Source organism: Thalassiella azotivora (genome assembly GCF_054781695.1).
This window is the reverse complement of the sequence record NZ_BAAGTX010000008.1, coordinates 55,868-70,519: the sequence shown is the minus strand read 5'-3', so window position 1 is coordinate 70,519 and position 14,652 is coordinate 55,868. Positions and strand designations below refer to the sequence as shown.

The 14,652-nt window shown below is 76.8% G+C and carries 13 protein-coding genes; 7 read left to right on the top strand and 6 right to left on the bottom strand.

Translation table 11 applies throughout. From position 1 onward, the window contains the following. The first annotated feature begins 19 nt into the window (after positions 1-19). Positions 20-388 carry a hypothetical protein gene (locus ACYVQV_RS07110; RefSeq protein WP_461022570.1) on the top strand — a complete coding sequence of 123 codons (369 nt, stop codon included), beginning with the start codon at positions 20-22 and terminating at the stop codon, positions 386-388. Positions 389-414: 26 nt separating this feature from the next. On the opposite strand, the gene ACYVQV_RS07105 is transcribed toward ACYVQV_RS07110, so the two are convergent. Continuing rightward, entirely contained in the window at positions 415-2,133 is a 1,719-nt protein-coding gene (locus ACYVQV_RS07105) for a DEAD/DEAH box helicase (protein ID WP_461022569.1), read from the bottom strand. A 92-nt stretch (positions 2,134-2,225) separates the two neighbouring features. Here ACYVQV_RS07105 and ACYVQV_RS07100 point away from each other — a divergent pair, with 92 nt between their 5' ends. The 5 genes from ACYVQV_RS07100 (at position 2,226) to ACYVQV_RS07080 (ending at position 8,244) form a co-directional block, all read left to right on the top strand. Then, the gene (locus tag ACYVQV_RS07100) at positions 2,226-3,365 is read left to right on the top strand and encodes a glycerophosphoryl diester phosphodiesterase membrane domain-containing protein (RefSeq protein ID WP_461022568.1); all 1,140 of its coding nucleotides are present in this window, start codon (positions 2,226-2,228) and stop codon (positions 3,363-3,365) included. Beyond that, entirely contained in the window at positions 3,362-4,030 is a 669-nt protein-coding gene (locus tag ACYVQV_RS07095; RefSeq protein ID WP_461022567.1) for a DUF4129 domain-containing protein, read from the top strand. Before ACYVQV_RS07100 ends, ACYVQV_RS07095 begins: the two co-directional genes overlap by 4 nt. Next, positions 4,027-5,481 carry a DUF4350 domain-containing protein gene (locus ACYVQV_RS07090; RefSeq protein ID WP_461022566.1) on the top strand — a complete coding sequence of 485 codons (1,455 nt, stop codon included), beginning with the start codon at positions 4,027-4,029 and terminating at the stop codon, positions 5,479-5,481. Before ACYVQV_RS07095 ends, ACYVQV_RS07090 begins: the two co-directional genes overlap by 4 nt. 470 nt (positions 5,482-5,951) lie before the next feature. Then, positions 5,952-6,881: an AAA family ATPase gene (locus tag ACYVQV_RS07085; protein WP_461022649.1), complete on the top strand. Its 930-nt coding sequence runs from the start codon at positions 5,952-5,954 to the stop codon at positions 6,879-6,881. Between the two features lie 67 nt (positions 6,882-6,948). Further along, positions 6,949-8,244 (top strand): DUF58 domain-containing protein, encoded by a 1,296-nt coding sequence (locus ACYVQV_RS07080; RefSeq protein ID WP_461022565.1) that lies wholly within the window; start codon positions 6,949-6,951, stop codon positions 8,242-8,244. A 22-nt stretch (positions 8,245-8,266) separates the two neighbouring features. On the opposite strand, the gene ACYVQV_RS07075 is transcribed toward ACYVQV_RS07080, so the two are convergent. Continuing rightward, the gene (locus ACYVQV_RS07075; RefSeq protein ID WP_461022564.1) at positions 8,267-9,262 is read right to left on the bottom strand and encodes a stage II sporulation protein M; all 996 of its coding nucleotides are present in this window, start codon (positions 9,260-9,262) and stop codon (positions 8,267-8,269) included. 112 nt (positions 9,263-9,374) lie between these two features. On the opposite strand from ACYVQV_RS07075, the gene ACYVQV_RS07070 reads away from it, so the two are divergent. After that, the gene (locus ACYVQV_RS07070) at positions 9,375-10,223 is read left to right on the top strand and encodes an RDD family protein (RefSeq protein ID WP_461022563.1); all 849 of its coding nucleotides are present in this window, start codon (positions 9,375-9,377) and stop codon (positions 10,221-10,223) included. A gap of 9 nt (positions 10,224-10,232) precedes the next feature. On the opposite strand, the gene ACYVQV_RS07065 is transcribed toward ACYVQV_RS07070, so the two are convergent. The 4 genes from ACYVQV_RS07065 to ACYVQV_RS07050 form a co-directional block, all read right to left on the bottom strand. Continuing rightward, the gene (locus ACYVQV_RS07065) at positions 10,233-11,630 is read right to left on the bottom strand and encodes an AI-2E family transporter (RefSeq protein WP_461022562.1); all 1,398 of its coding nucleotides are present in this window, start codon (positions 11,628-11,630) and stop codon (positions 10,233-10,235) included. Between the two features lie 135 nt (positions 11,631-11,765). Continuing rightward, complete coding sequence (gene ccrA / locus ACYVQV_RS07060; protein WP_461022648.1) at positions 11,766-13,103, bottom strand: crotonyl-CoA carboxylase/reductase; 1,338 nt, start codon at positions 13,101-13,103, stop codon at positions 11,766-11,768. Positions 13,104-13,296: 193 nt separating this feature from the next. Beyond that, complete coding sequence (mce, locus tag ACYVQV_RS07055) at positions 13,297-13,761, bottom strand: methylmalonyl-CoA epimerase (RefSeq protein WP_461022561.1); 465 nt, start codon at positions 13,759-13,761, stop codon at positions 13,297-13,299. 125 nt (positions 13,762-13,886) lie between these two features. Then, a complete protein-coding gene (locus tag ACYVQV_RS07050) occupies positions 13,887-14,606 on the bottom strand; it encodes a vitamin K epoxide reductase family protein (RefSeq protein ID WP_461022560.1) in 720 nt (239 codons plus the stop codon). Between the last annotated feature and the right edge of the window lie 46 nt (positions 14,607-14,652).

Sequence of the window (14,652 nt, the reverse complement as noted above, 5' to 3'; positions counted from 1 at the left end):
GCCCGGGGACACTGGGTGGGTGCCTCGCAGCAACCGACCCCGACGCGCCGGCCGGGCGCCGCGGGCGGGCGGCGAGCGCCGGTGGGCCCCCGAGCCCCTGGACGTCGACCGGGCGCTGGGTGGGTCGGCTCGACGCGAGTCCGGGCCGGACGGTGACTGGATGGTCCGTCGCGTCGCCGGGACGTCGACGACGAAGCACTACCGCTGCCCCGGCTGCGACCAGGAGGTCGCGCCGGGCACCCCGCACGTGGTGGCGTGGCCGGCCGACTCGCTGACGGGCCCGGACACCGCGGTCGGTGACCGCCGGCACTGGCACACCGCGTGCTGGTCGGCCCGGACGCGCCGGTCCGCCCGGACGCCTCGGCCGGGCCGGGGCCCTCGGTACTGACCTCGCGGTCGACCTCAGCGTCGACGTCAGCGTCGCGTCGCGGTGTCCCGGTCCCGGCGGACCTGCACGCGCCGTCCCTTGACCCGGGTGCGCGACAGCGCGGACACGACCTCGTCGGCGGCGTCCTGCGGCACCTCGACGAGGGAGAAGCGGTCGGTGATCTCGATGCCCCCGACGTCGCGGCCGGACAGCCGGGTCTCCCCGGTGATCGCGCCGACGAGGTCACCCGGGCGCATGCCGGCGCTGCGGCCGGCGCCCACGAACAGGCGGACGGCGCCGGGACGCACGGCCTTGCGCGGCCGGACGGTCCGCTCGCCGCGTCCGCCGCCCTCGCCGCCGGCGCGCCGTCCGGACTCGTCGCGCGGCGCGCTGACCTGGGGGATCTCCTCGTCGTCCGCGGCACCCGTCGTCGCCTCGTGCGCGAGCCGCACCGCGGCCAGCGCCACCTGCATGACGTCGAAGTCGTCCGACAGCGTCTCGACGACGACCCGGTAGGCCTCCAGGTCGTCCTCGACGAGCAGCTCGTGCAGGGCGGCTCGGGTCAGCTCCAGGCGCCGGGCCCGCAGGTCGGCCGTCGACGGGACCGTCTCCACGTGGATCCGCTGGCGGGTGGCCCGCTCGACGGTCTTGAGCATCCGGTGCTCCCGCGGCTCGGCGAGGGTGATCGCGACGCCCTCGCGCCCGCCGCGCCCGACCCTGCCGATCCGGTGGACGTACGTCTCCGCGGCCGAGGGCACCTCGTAGTTGACGACGTGGGTGAGGTGCTCGACGTCCAGGCCGCGGGCGGCGACGTCCGTGGCGACCAGCAGGTCCGCCGTCCCGCTGCGCAGCCGGCCGAGCACCCGCTCGCGCTGCTCCTGGCCCATGCCGCCGTGCAGCGCCTCCGCGCGGTACCCGCGGCCGTTGAGGGTCTCGGTCAGCTCGTCGACCTGGTCGCGGGTGCGGCAGAACACCAGCGCCGCCGTCGGCGCCTCGATGTCCAGGACCCGGCCGAGCGCCGCCGGCTTGTGCGCGCGGGGCACGAGGTACGCGGTCTGGCGGACCAGCGGCGCCTCGCCCGACTCGGGCAGCGGGCGCTCGATCCGGATCCGCACCGGGTCGGTGAGGTGCCGGCGGGCGATGCCGTTGATCCGCGCCGGCATCGTGGCCGAGAACAGCACGGTCTGCCGCTGCTCGGGCGTGGCGGACAGGATGGTCTCGACGTCCTCCGCGAAGCCCATGTCGAGGATCTCGTCGGCCTCGTCGAGGACGACGGCGCGCACCGCGTCCAGCCGCAGGGCCCCCCGGTCGATGAGGTCGATCGCGCGCCCCGGGGTGGCCACCACGACGTCGACGCCCCGCTCGAGCTCGCGCAGCTGGCGGCCGATGGGGGCCCCGCCGTAGACGGGCAGGACGCGGGCCCCGAGCTCCTTGCCGTAGCGGTGCAGGGCCTCGGACACCTGCGTGCACAGCTCGCGCGTCGGCACCAGGACGAGCCCGAACGGGTCCCGCTCCCGGCGGCCGTCGGACCCCCGCTCGGCGGCGAGACGGTGCAGGACGGGCAGCGCGAACGCGGCCGTCTTGCCGGTGCCCGTGGCGGCCTGACCGAGCAGGTCGGTGCCGGTCAGGAGGGCGGGCACGGCCTCCCGCTGGATCGGGGTCGGCTCCTCGTACCCGAGCGCGGTCAGCGCGCGCAGCAGCTCGGGGCGCAGCCCGAGGTCGTCGAACGACGTGGAGGTGTCGGCGGTGTCGTCGGGGGTGCTCACCCGACCATGCTCCCAGCCCGGGGGTGAGGGTGCGCCCGCGCGTGCCCGCGGGGTGGCAGGATGAGCGGACCGCAGACGAGGACGGGGGCACGGTGGGCGATCAGCAGGGCTGGGCCGCGCCCGGTGACGAGCAGCAGGCCGGCGCCGTCGCGCCGCCCGCCGGCCCGGGCGTGCCCGCCGCGGCCCCGGCGGGGCAGCAGCCCTGGGGCGCTGCGCCTGCACAGGGGTGGCAGCAGCAGGGCTGGCAGCAGCAGGGCTGGCAGGTGCCGGTGCTCCGCCCCGGCATCGTCCCGCTGCGGCCCCTCGGGCTCGGCGAGCTGTACGACGGGGCGTTCCAGGCCCTGCGCACCAACCCGCGCACGATGCTGGGCGTCACGGCCGTCGTCGTCCTCGTCATGGGGGTGGTGGACCTGCTCGTCAGCCTGGCGATGGTCGACAACCTGCGCGGCCTGCTGCTGCTGGACCCCGCCGACCCGGAGTCGGTGCCCGAGGTGCAGGAGCTCCTGACCGCGCTGGGCGCGCTGGGAGCGGGCAGCCTGGTCTCGTTCGTCGTGAGCCTGCTGGGCATCGCGGTCATCACCGGCGTGCTGACCCTGGCCGTCAGCCAGGCGGTGCTCGGCCGCCGCCCGCCGCTGCCGGAGGTCTGGGCCCGCGCCCGCGGTCGGATCCCGGCGCTCGTGGGTCTGACCGTGCTGACCACCCTGGCCACCGCGACGGTCGCGGTGCTGCCGCTGCTGCCCGGTCTCGTGCTGGTCTTCCTCGAGCCCGTCAGCGGCGCCCTGCTGCTCGTCGTCGGTGTCCTCGGCGCGCTGGCCGCGGGCGCCTGGCTCTACACGCGGCTCGCCCTGGCCTCGCCCGTCCTCATGCTCGAGGGCACCGGGGTCACCGGCGCGATCCGCCGGTCCTGGCAGCTGACGCGGGGGAGCTTCTGGCGGGTCCTGGGGATCCTGCTGCTCACCGCCGTGCTGACCGCCGTCGCCGTCGCCGTCGTGGCCGGCCCCTTCCAGCTGGTGGCCGTCTTCCTCGGGTCGCAGAGCCCCGGCGACCCGGTCGCGGCCGCCGGCCTGTCGCCGCTCCAGCTGGTGCTGCAGTCCGTCGGCCAGGTCGCCGCCTCCACGGTGGTGTACCCGTTCAGCGCCGCGGTGGCGGCGCTGCTCTACGTCGACCTGCGGATGCGACGGGAGGGTCTCGACGTCCAGCTCGCCCAGCAGGCGCAGGCGGGGCGCGGATGACGGGGCCGCTGCCCGGCGTCGTCCAGCCGGACGCCGACACGGCGAGGGAGTGGGCGCGCGAGGAGCTCACCGACCCCGTGTACGAGGCGGCCGAGCCCGGGCTGCTCGCGCAGCTCCTCGCCTGGGTGTGGGACGCGCTGACCGGCCTGGAGGCCAGCGGCCCGCAGGCGGCCGGGGTCGCCGTGCTGCTGGCGGTGCTGGCCGTGCTCGTGCTCGTCGTCGTCCGGGGCACGGGGTCCTGGCGGCCGGGGGCGCGGCGGGTGGACAGCCCGCTCGACGGGCCGCGCGCCGGCACCGCCGCGCAGCACCGGGCGCGTGCGCTGGCCGCCCGCGACGCCGGCCGCTTCGACGAGGCGGTGCGCGAGTGGTTCCGCGCGCTCGCCCGCCAGGCCGACGAGCGCGCGCTGCTGACCCCGCGACCCGGCCGGACCGCCGACGAGGTGGCCGTCGAGCTGGGCCGGGAGCTGCCGGCGCTCGCCGACCGGCTGCGCGGGGCGGCGGGCCTGTTCGACGCGGTCGTGTACGGGTCGCGACCAGCGACGGCCGAGGACGCCGAGGGCCTGCGGCTGCTGGACCAGGACGTGACGGGCAGCCGGCCGCGCCCGGTGCTCGCCGCCTCCGGTGCCGGCAGCGCTGGGCCGGGACGCCCCGGGACCGCCTCGTGACCGGACCGGCACCGGGCGGGGGCCCCGGCCGCGTCGCCGGTCACGCGCTCGCCGAGGCGCCGGGCCGTGCCGACTCCGCGGCGGCCGGCCACCACCAGCCCCTGCCGAGCGCCGCGGTCGTGGCGCGCCGCCGCTGGCGCGCCGCCCGCGGGCCCCTGCTGCTGGCCGGTGCGCTCGTCCTCGTCGTCGTGGCCGGTGTCGCCGTCATCGGACCGGTCCGCGCGGGCGACCTCGACCCCGACAGCCCGGCGCCCGAGGGCTCACGGGCGGTGGCCCAGGTGCTCGGCCAGCGCGGCGTCGTCGTGACCCGCCACGAGCGGGTGGACCCGGCCGTCCGCGACGCCGGCCCGGGCACGACGCTGCTGGTCGTGCGACCCCAGGTGCTCGGCGCGGAGCAGCTGAGGTCGGTGCACCGGTCGGGCGCGGACCTCGTGCTCGTCGAGCCCACAGGGGACGCGCTCGACGTCCTCGCGCCCGACCTCGAGCTCGGCGGCGACCAGCCGCCCCGGGTCGCGGATGCCGAGTGCGACGAGCAGGACGCCCAGGTCGCCGGCCGGACCAGCGCCGGGGGGCAGGTCGTGCGCGCGCGGGGGCACCAGCCGGTCGTCTGCTTCCGGGGCAGTGGCGACCAGGACGCCGAACGGGCCGGGTCGTACGCCGTGACCGTGGTCGACGGGCACCTCGTCCGGGTCATCGCGCAGCCGGACGTGCTGCGCAACGGCACCCTCACCGCGCACGGCAACGCGGCCCTGGCCCTGCGGGCGCTCGGCGAGCACCCGCGCCTCGTGTGGCTCATGGCCGGGCCGCTGGACGGCGGCGACCGCCCGCCCCCGACGCTGTCCGAGCTGCTGCCGCCGTGGGTGGGCCCGGTCGCGCTCCAGCTGCTGCTCGTCGGGCTCGTGCTCGCGCTGTGGCGGGGCCGCCGGCTCGGGCCGCTGGTCGCCGAGCCGCTGCCCGTCGTCGTCCGGTCCGCGGAGACCGCGGAGGGCCGGGCCACGCTCTACCGGGCCGGCGGTGCGCACGACCACGCCGGCCAGGTGCTGCGGGCGGCAGCGGCTCGCCGCCTCGCCCGCCGGCTGGGCCTGCCCGCATCGGCACCCGCCGCGGACGTCGTCGCCGCCGTCTCGGCCGCCGTCGGCCGGCCCGCGCAGGAGGTCGCCGGGGTGCTGACCGGGCCGCCGGCGGACTCGCCCGCGGCGCTCGTCGCCCTCACCGAGCGACTCGACCGGCTCGAGGCCGAGGTCGCCGGCAGGCCGGGCGTCGTCCGCGGTGCCGTCCTGGGGGCCGACCCCGACACCGGTCCGGGCGCCGACCCGGACACCCACCCCGGCGTCGACACCGGCGCGCTCCCTGGTGCGGGCCCGCGCCAGGACGCCGCGACCCACCACCTCCCGCACCACCCGCACCACCCGCACGATCTCCCGGGCACCGTCGAGAGCGAGGACCAGTGACACCGTCGCCCACCGAACCGTCGCGCCCACCCCAGGCGCCCGCCCCCGCGGCGTCCGGGGCCCCCGCTCCCACGCCGGGCCCGCCCCCCGACCGGGCGCCGGATGCCGAGGCCGGGGGGCCAGGCCGTGGCGGCACGACGGACGACCAGGCGCCCGAGGTGTCGGCGGTCGCCGCCCCTGAGGCGAGCGGTCAGGAGGCGCCCGGCCAGGAGGCGGCCGGCCCGGACGCGGCCGGCCGGGGGGCATCCGGCCAGGACGCGACGGGCCAGGACGCACCTGGTGAGGAGGCGGCCCAGGCCGCGCCAGGTGTGGAGGCGTCCGGCCAGCAGGCAGCGGGCCAGCAGGCAGCGGGCCAGCAGGCAGCGGGCCAGCAGGCACCGGGCCAGCGGACCCAGCGCCCGGCCGGGAGCGACCAGCACGCTCGGCCGGTCGCGGCCGCGCGACCCGAGGGGGCCGACCCGCGCGCGGCGCTGCACGCCGTCCGGGCCGAGGTCGGCAAGGCCGTCGTCGGGCAGGACCCGGTGGTCAGCGGCCTGGTGGTCGCCCTGCTGTGCCAGGGCCACGTGCTGCTCGAGGGCGTCCCGGGGACGGCGAAGACGCTGCTCGTCCGCGCGCTGGCGTCGTCCCTGCGGCTGGACACCCGCCGGGTCCAGTTCACCCCCGACCTCATGCCGGGGGACGTCACGGGCTCGCTCGTGTACGACAACCGCACCTCGGAGTTCTCGTTCCGCGAGGGGCCGGTCTTCACCAACCTCCTGCTCGCCGACGAGATCAACCGCACCCCACCCAAGACGCAGGCCTCCCTGCTCGAGGCGATGGAGGAGCGGCAGGTCAGCGTCGACGGCACCCCCCGCAGGCTCCCCGACGTGTTCCTCGTGGCGGCGACGCAGAACCCGGTCGAGCAGGAGGGCACCTACCCGCTGCCCGAGGCCCAGCTCGACCGCTTCCTGCTCAAGCTGACGATGCCGGTCCCGCACCGGGACGCCGAGGTGGAGGTGCTGAGCCGGCACGCCGCCGGCTTCGACCCGCGCGACCTCGGCGCGGCCGGCGTCCGGCCGGTCGCCGGGCCGAGGGAGCTGGCCGCGGCGGCTGCCGCGGTCAGCCGGGTCCGGGTCTCGCGCGAGGTCATCGGCTACGTCGTCGACGTGTGCCGCGCCACCCGCGTGTCGCCGTCCGTCGCCCTCGGGGTCTCCCCGCGCGGGGCGACGGCGCTGCTGCGCACGGCCCGGGCGTGGGCGTGGCTCAGCGGGCGCGACTTCGTCACCCCCGACGACGTCAAGGCGCTCGCCGGCCCGACGCTGCGGCACCGGATCCAGCTGCGCCCGGAGGCCGAGCTCGAGGGCGTCGGCGTGGACGCGGTCCTGCACAGCGTGCTGTCCGCCGTCCCGGTGCCCCGCTGAGGTCCGCCGCGGTGCCCGACCCGCGCACCCCGCGACCCGCGGGCACGCCCCACGCCCAGGACCAGCCGTGGTCGTGACCGGGCGGCTGGCCCTGCTCGTGCTGCTCGGGGTACCGGCGGCCGTGCTCGCCGGCGGGTGGGGGGTCCTCGGCTGGGCGCTGGTGACGTGCGCCGCCGTCCTGCTGGACGTCGCGCTGGCCGCCTCGCCGCGCACCGTGTCGGTGCGCCGGTCGCTCCCTCCGTCCGTGCGGCTGGGGGAGCCGTGCACGAGCGACCTCCTGGTGACCCACACCGGTCCGCGGCACCTGCGGGGCGTCCTGCGCGACGCCTGGCCGCCGTCGGCCGGCGCCGCCCCCGGCGCCGACCGCCACCGGCTCGACGTGCCGTCGGGGGAGCGCCGCCGGTACCGCACGCCGCTGCGGCCCACGCGGCGCGGGGACCGCGCCGCGGGTGCGGTGACCGTCCGCGCCCTCGGGCCGCTGCGGCTGGCCGGGCGGCAGGTGTCGTTGCCGGTGGAGGGCCGGCTGCGGGTGCTGCCTCCCTTCACCTCCCGGCGCCACCTGCCGGCGAAGCTGGCGCGGCTGCGCGACCTCGACGGCCGGTCCGCGGTCCGGCTGCGCGGCCAGGGCACCGAGTTCGACTCGCTGCGCGACTACGTCGACGGGGACGACGTCCGGTCCATCGACTGGCGGGCCACCGCCCGGCGCCAGCACGTCGTGGTCCGCACCTGGCGGCCCGAGCGCGACCGCCGGGTGCTCCTCGTGCTCGACACCTCCCGCACGTCCGCCGCCAGGGTCGGTGACCAACCCCGGCTCGACGCGGCGATGGACGCGGCCCTGCTGCTCGCCGCGCTGGCCACCCGGGCCGGTGACCGCGTCGACCTGGTCGCCGTCGACCGGCGCGTCCGCGCCCGGGTCAGCGGCAGCAAGGGCGCCCAGCTGCTGCAGTCCCTCGTGCAGGCCATGGCCCCGCTGGAGCCCGCGCTGGTCGAGGCGGACTGGTCCGCGGTGACCGCCGAGGTGCTCGACCGGCTCAACCACCGGGCGCTCGTGGTGCTGCTGACCCCCCTGGACGCCGGTGCCGCGGAGGAGGGGCTGCTGCCGGCCGTGCCGGTCCTGGCCCGGCGGCACACCGTGGTCGTGGCGTCGGTGACGGACCCCGAGCTCACCCGGCTGGCCGCCGGGCGCGGGGACGCCGACGCGGCCGTCGACGCCGCCGCGGCCGCACGCGGCGAGCTCGAGCGCGACGCGCTGGAGTCGGCGCTGCGCCGGGCCGGGGCCGAGGTGGTCGAGGGCGACCCGGAGGACCTGCCGCCCCGCCTGGCCGACACCTACCTCGCACTCAAGGCCGCCGGGCGGCTGTGAGGCGGCGCCTGCGGGTCGCCGGCTACCCGGCGACCGGGACGACGTCCCCGGCGTGCTCACGGCGCAGGTCCCCGGTCTCGCCGGCCGCCGCCGCCCGGGACCCGAGCACACCCGCGTAGGCCAGGAAGAGCAGCAGCACCAGCGCGCCGATGCCGATCCTCGCCCAGGTCGGCAGGGGGCTGGGGGTCACGAACGCCTCCACCACACCGGACACGGCGAGGACGACGACCAGGCCGAGCGCCACGGTCACCAGCGAGCGGCCCTCGCGGGCCAGGGAGCGCCCGCGGGGCAGCGGTCCGGGAGCCACCCACGCCCAGAACAGCCGCAGACCCGCGGCCGCCGCGACGAACACCGCGGTGAGCTCGAGCAGACCGTGCGGCAGGATCAGGCCGAAGAACAGGTCGCCGCGGTCGTTGGCCCACATCACCCCGCCCGTCGCGCCGACGTTGACGGCGTTGACGAGCAGGACGAACACGACGAACACCCCGGTGACGCCGAACGCGACGCACTGGGCCGCCACCCACGCGTTGTTGGTCCACACCTGGGCGGCGAACGAGGTGGCCGGGTTCGCGCTGTAGTAGGCCTCGAACTCCTCCTCCACCAGCTGCCGCGTCTCGGCCTCGGACAGCAGCGCCGCCTGCACCTCGGGGGAGGCGGCGACCCAGCCGCCGACGGCGAACGACACGAGCAGGAAGGCCGCGGTCACGGCCGCCGTCCACCAGCGGATCCGCCACAGCGCCGCCGGGAAGGTGACCACCGCGAAGCGGGCGAGCTCACGGCGTGCGGGCTCGTGCCCCCCGCCGAGCCGGGTGCGGGCGCGGGACACCAGGGTCGACAACCGGGCGACGAGCACCGGGTCGGGTGCCGAGCTGCGCACGACCGACAGGTGGGTGGCGGTGCGCCGGTACAGGTGCACCAGCCGGTCGGCCTCCGCGCCGGTCAACCGGCGCCGGCGCACCAGCCGCTCCAGCTCGTCCCACTCGTCGCCGTGGACGGCGGCGAAGGCGTCGACGTCCACCCGGACCTCCCCGATCGGGCGCGGGCGCGCCCCGCTGCGGAGCCTAACCGCCGTCCGCCCCGGCGGTGGGTGAGGTCCTGTCCGGGCCAGCCGCCCGCGTACCGTGTGCGGCGTGCGTGACGAGGGCGGTCTGGTCGACGACCGGGGTCTGCTGCCCGGCGAGCTGGTCACCGGCGAGGCGGTGCTGCTCGACCTGCGTCCGGCGTCCTTCGCCACCCGGATGCTGGCCGTCGCCCTGGACGCCCTGGCCCAGGTCGTGCTGCTCGTGGGCCTGTTCTGGGCGGCCGCCCTCGCCGGCGTCGGGCTGGACGACGCGGCGGTGCAGGCGACGGCGGTCGTCGTCACGGTCGTCGTCCTCGTCGGGTGGCCCGTCGCCTGGGAGACCCTGACCCGCGGGCGCTCGCTCGGCAAGCTCGCCGGCGGCCTGCGGGTCGTGCGCGACGACGGCGGCCCCGTCCGCTTCCGGCACGCCCTGGTGCGCGGGCTCGTCGGCGTCGGTGAGCTGTGGATGACCGCGGGCGGCCCGGCCGTCATCACCTCCCTGGCGAACGCCCGCGGCAAGCGTCTCGGTGACCTGCTCGCCGGGACCTACGTGGTGCGCGAGCGCACGGCCGCCCACCGCCCGCCGCCGGTCGACGTGCCGGCGCACCTCGCCGCGTGGGTGCACGGGGCGGACGTCGCGCGGCTGCCCGACGACCTGGCTCTCGCCGCCCGCCAGCTGCTGGGACGGGCCGACCGCCTGCACCCGGGGGCCCGGGCGCAGCTCGGGGCGGAGCTGGCGTCGCGGGTCGGCCGGTACGTCGCCCCACCGCCACCGGTCGGGACGTCGGCCGAGGAGCTGCTCGCCGCCGTCCTGGGTGAGCGCCGCCGGCGCGAGCACGAGCGGCTCGTGCGCGAGCGCGTCGCCCGCGACGCGGGGCAGCGCGTCGTCCACGACCTGCCGTACGGGCTGGGGCGCTGAGGCAGGGGTCTACGAGCGGTCCTGCCGCGGCATGAGGACCTCCTGCACGACGAGCAGGACGCCGGCGGCCAGCGGGATCGCGATCAGCGCGCCCAGGACGCCGAGCAGGCTGCCGCCCGCGAGCGCCGCGACGATGACCAGGGCCCCGGGGACGGCGACGGTGCGCTGCATGATGCGCGGCACGATGACGTAGTTCTCGAACTGCTGGTACGCCACGTAGTAGACCGACACGATCACCGCGTCGGTCACGGAGGAGAAGAGCGCGACCACCACGACGACCACCGCGCCGATCGTGGCGCCCACCAGGGGGATGAGGCCGAACACCCCGACGACGACCGCCAGCACCAGCGCGTACGGGATGCCGACGATCGTCATCATGACGTAGCTGGCGACGGCGTTGATCGTGGCGATCGTGATCTGGCCGATGACGTAGCCGCCGATGCGGCGGGTGATCTCGTCGCCGAGGAGCTGCACGCGCTGCCTGCGGGAGGCGGGCACGAGGCCGTAGGCGGTCGAGGTGATCGCGTGCATCGAGGCGAGGAAGTACAGCGTCAGGACCAGGACCGTGAACGTGCTGAACAGCCCGGAGACCACGGCCAGGCCGGCGCCGAACACGCCGCCGAACAGCGCGGTGACGCGGTCGCCGCTGAAGAACGACTCGACCTCCTCGGTGACCCGGCCGACGACGTCGTAGCGCGCGTCGAGGTCGGTGAACCACTGGCTGCGCTGGACGTCCTCGAGGTACTCGGGCACCTCGGCGACGAGCTCGGTGGTCTGGGTCACGATGATCGGCACGATGGCCGAGACGAAGCCCGCCACCAGCGCCACGACACCGGCGAAGACCAGCGTGATGGCCCCGGCCCTGGGCACCCCGCGGCGCTGCAGCGCCGCCACCACCGGCTCCAGCCCCAGCGCCAGGAAGACGGCCACCACGAGCAGGGTGATGACGTGGCTCAGCTCGCCGATGAGCTGGACGAGGGCGTACGCCGTCAGCACGCCGAGGGCGCCGACGAAGCCGACGTAGAACGGGTGGTCCCGGTTGAACGCGCGGCCCGGGCGACCGAACCGGCTCTCCTCGCCGTCGGCGTCCGCGGCCGGCTCCTCGGGCACGACCACCTCGGCCTGCGCCCGCGCCTGCGCCAGCAGCTCGTCGAGGGTGGGGACCCCCGGGTGGGTGCTGCGGGCGGCCCGGCGCTGGGCCACCACCTCCGCCGCGTGCCGCAGGGACGGTCGCACCTGGCGGGGACGGACCAGCCGGCGCCACGTCCGGGACCGCGGGTCCACCGGCTGCCCGCTGCCGTCCCCGCCGGCCGGGGGCGGGGTCCCCGCCCGCCCGGCACCGGCGGGAGCGGAGCCCGGGGCGGCGGCGCCGTCGTCCGGCTCGACCGGGGGGTGCTCGTCGGTCACCTGCCCACCCCTCCTCGTCCTCGCTGCCGGGCTGCGGCGAGCCTAGCGACGAGGACGACCGGACGCGGGACGCCGCGGCGACGGGACCGTGTCCCGCCGCCGCGGCGTCGTGGTTCTCGTCGCTGCGCCCGTCCGTCAGACGTCGCGGAAGCGGTTGATCTCCTTCTCGAACCGCGCCCGCTTCTCCGGGTCGCGCACGCCCAGGCCCTCCTCGGGAGCCAGGCACAGCACGCCCACCTTGCCCTGGTGGAGGTTCTTGTGGACGTCGTAGGCCGCCTGGCCGACGTCGTCCAGCCCGTAGCTCTTCGACAGGGTCGGGTGGATCAGGCCGCGGTTGATGAGGTCGTTGGACTCCCACGCCTCGCGGTAGTTGGCGAAGTGCGAGCCGATGATCCGCTTGAGGTTCATCCACAGGTAGCGGTTGTCGTACTGGTGCATGAACCCGGACGTCGAGGCGCAGGTGACGATCGTGCCGCCCTTGCGCGCGGCGTACACGCTGGCGCCGAACGTCTCGCGGCCCGGGTGCTCGAACACGATGTCGACGTCGCGGCCGCCGGTGAGCTCGCGGATTCGGCTGCCGAACCGGCGCCACTCCTTGGGGTCCTGGGTCTGCTCGTCCTTCCAGAACCGGTAGCCCTCGGCCTTGCGGTCGATGACGAGGTCGGCGCCCATCGAGCGGCAGATGTCGGCCTTGTCCTCGCTGGAGACGACGCACACCGGCGTCGCCCCGGCCGCCAGCGCCATCTGCGTGGCGTAGGAGCCCAGACCGCCGGAGGCGCCCCAGATCAGGACGGTGTCGCCGAGCTTGAGGCCGGCGCCGTTGCGGGAGATCAGCTGGCGGTACGCGGTGGAGTTGACCAGGCCCGGGACGGCGGCCTCCTCCCACGTCAGGTGGGTGGGCTTGGGCATCAGCTGGTTGGACTTGACCAGGGCGAGGTGGGCCAGGCCGCCGAAGTTGGTCTCGAAGCCCCAGATCCGCTGCTCCGGGTCGAGCATGGTGTCCGCGTGGCCGTCCGGGTGCTCGAGCTCCACGGACAGGCAGTGCGCGACGACCTCGTCGCCGGGCTTCCAGGCGTTGACGCCCGGGCCGGTGCGCAGGACGACACCGGCGAGGTCCGAGCCCACCACGTGGTACGGCAGGTCGTGCCGGGCGTTCTGCGGCGACGTGCGTCCGTACCGCTCGAGGAAGCCGAACGTCGACACCGGCTCGAAGATCGAGGTCCACACGGTGTTGTAGTTGATGGCGCTGGCCATCACGGCCACGATCGCCTCGCCCGGGCCGAGCTCGGGGGTGGCGACGTCCTCGACGTGCAGGCTGGTGCGCGGGTCCTTCTCCGAGGTGGCCAGGCCCTCGAAGATGCCGGTCTCGTCCTTGTGGACCGTCACCGCCCGGTAGTGGTCCGGGACCGGCGCCGCGGCGACCGCGTCCGGGTCCGGACCCTTCGGCCCGTCGGCGGGGATCAGGTCGAGGATGTGCTGCACGGCGGCCTCCTGGGTGGTCGCGCGTCGGCGCGGGTCGTCGTCGGTGGTGTCCCGCCGCCACCCGACCTCGTCGGCCGGGTGGCGGCAGGTTGCCGGGACGCTACTGCGCGGTACCGCGCCGGGCGAGGGCTGCGCCCGGTGACGGTCGTCACGGGCGCCGCCCGCCCGGTGACCGCCGGTGTCCTCAGCCGGCCGGCTGGACCAGCTCCACGAGGACGCCCCCGGCGTCCTTGGGGTGCACGAAGTTCACCCGGCTGTCCGACGTCCCCCGGCGGGGCGCGTCGTACAGCAGGCGGACGCCGCGCTCGCGCAGCACCGCTGACACGGCCTCGACGTCGTCCACCCGGTAGGCGACCTGCTGGACGCCGGGCCCGGACCGGTCGAGGAACCTCGCGATGGTCGACTCCGGGGTCAGCGGCGCGAGCAGCTGGACGCAGGAGTGCGGGGCGTCGGCCGGTCCGACGCCCATCATCGCCTCGCGGACGCCCTGCTCCTCGTTGGTCTCGGTGTGCAGCAGCGCCATGCCGAAGGTGTCGCGGTAGAGGGCGATCGCGGCGTCGAGGTCGGCCACGGCGACGCCGACGTGGTCGATGGCGGTGAACAGGGGCCGGCCGCCGGCCGTGCCGTCGTCGGTGAGGGGTGTGCTCATGCGGGGCAGCGTAGGCACCGGCCCGCGCGCGGGCGCGTCGCTGTGGGCAGCCTCACGCGCCGTCCCGGGGCGACCGGCCGGCGCGGGGTGGCGGGTGCGGGGTGGCGGGTGCGGGTGGCCGGCGCTCAGATCCCGAGCATCGTGGCCCACTGGTCCCAGAACGCCAGGGCGATGACGACGACGAACAGCCCGTACCAGCCGACGAGGACGGCGACGGCGTAGTCGCCGACGGCGCGCGCGGCGCGCCGCGCCCCGGCGCCCAGGCCGAGGTGCCCGGCCGAGGCGGCGTGCACCACCGTCCAGAGGAAGACCGGCAGGGTGACCGTCCACACGACCATGCACCACGGGCACAGGGCGCCGATCGAGAACACGCTCTGGTAGGCGAGCCAGTGCACGAACACGACCCCCAGCAGCTCACCCGCCAGCAGGCCCCACCAGTACCAGGGACGCAGGCGCGCCCCGGCGAGCAGCGCGGCCCCCGTCGTCGCGACGACCGCGAAGCCGGCGACCCCGAGGACCGGGTTGGGGAAGCCCAGCAGCCTGGCCTGCTCGGTCACCATCACCGAACCGCAGCTGAGCAGCGGGTTGATGTTGCAGCTCGGGACGAACTCGGGGTCGATCAGCAGCTGGATGCGCTCCACCAGCAGGTCGAACGACGCGAGGAGCCCGACGAGGCCGCCGACGAGGAGCAGCCACGGCAGGCCGCGCGGCGCCACGGCGCGCTCGCCCGCGACGAGGCCGTCGTCGGCTCGGCCGTCGTCGGAGAGGTCGTGCTCGCGGAGGTCGTCGTCGGAGAGGTCCTCCCCGGCGCCCGCGCCCGCCGCGGCGGTCGGCTGCCTGCCCATGCGTCGTCCTCGCTGCCGGTGGCCGCCCCGCGCGGCCGACGTCCGC

Bases quoted from the DNA above. Each gene is read 5' to 3' on its own strand.
- ACYVQV_RS07050 (WP_461022560.1), bottom strand. From the start codon at position 14,606: ATGGGCAGGCAGCCGACCGCCGCGGCGGGCGCGGGCGCCGGGGAGGAC.
- ACYVQV_RS07095 (WP_461022567.1), top strand. From the start codon at position 3,362: ATGACGGGGCCGCTGCCCGGCGTCGTCCAGCCGGACGCCGACACGGCG.
- mce (WP_461022561.1), bottom strand. From the start codon at position 13,761: ATGAGCACACCCCTCACCGACGACGGCACGGCCGGCGGCCGGCCCCTG.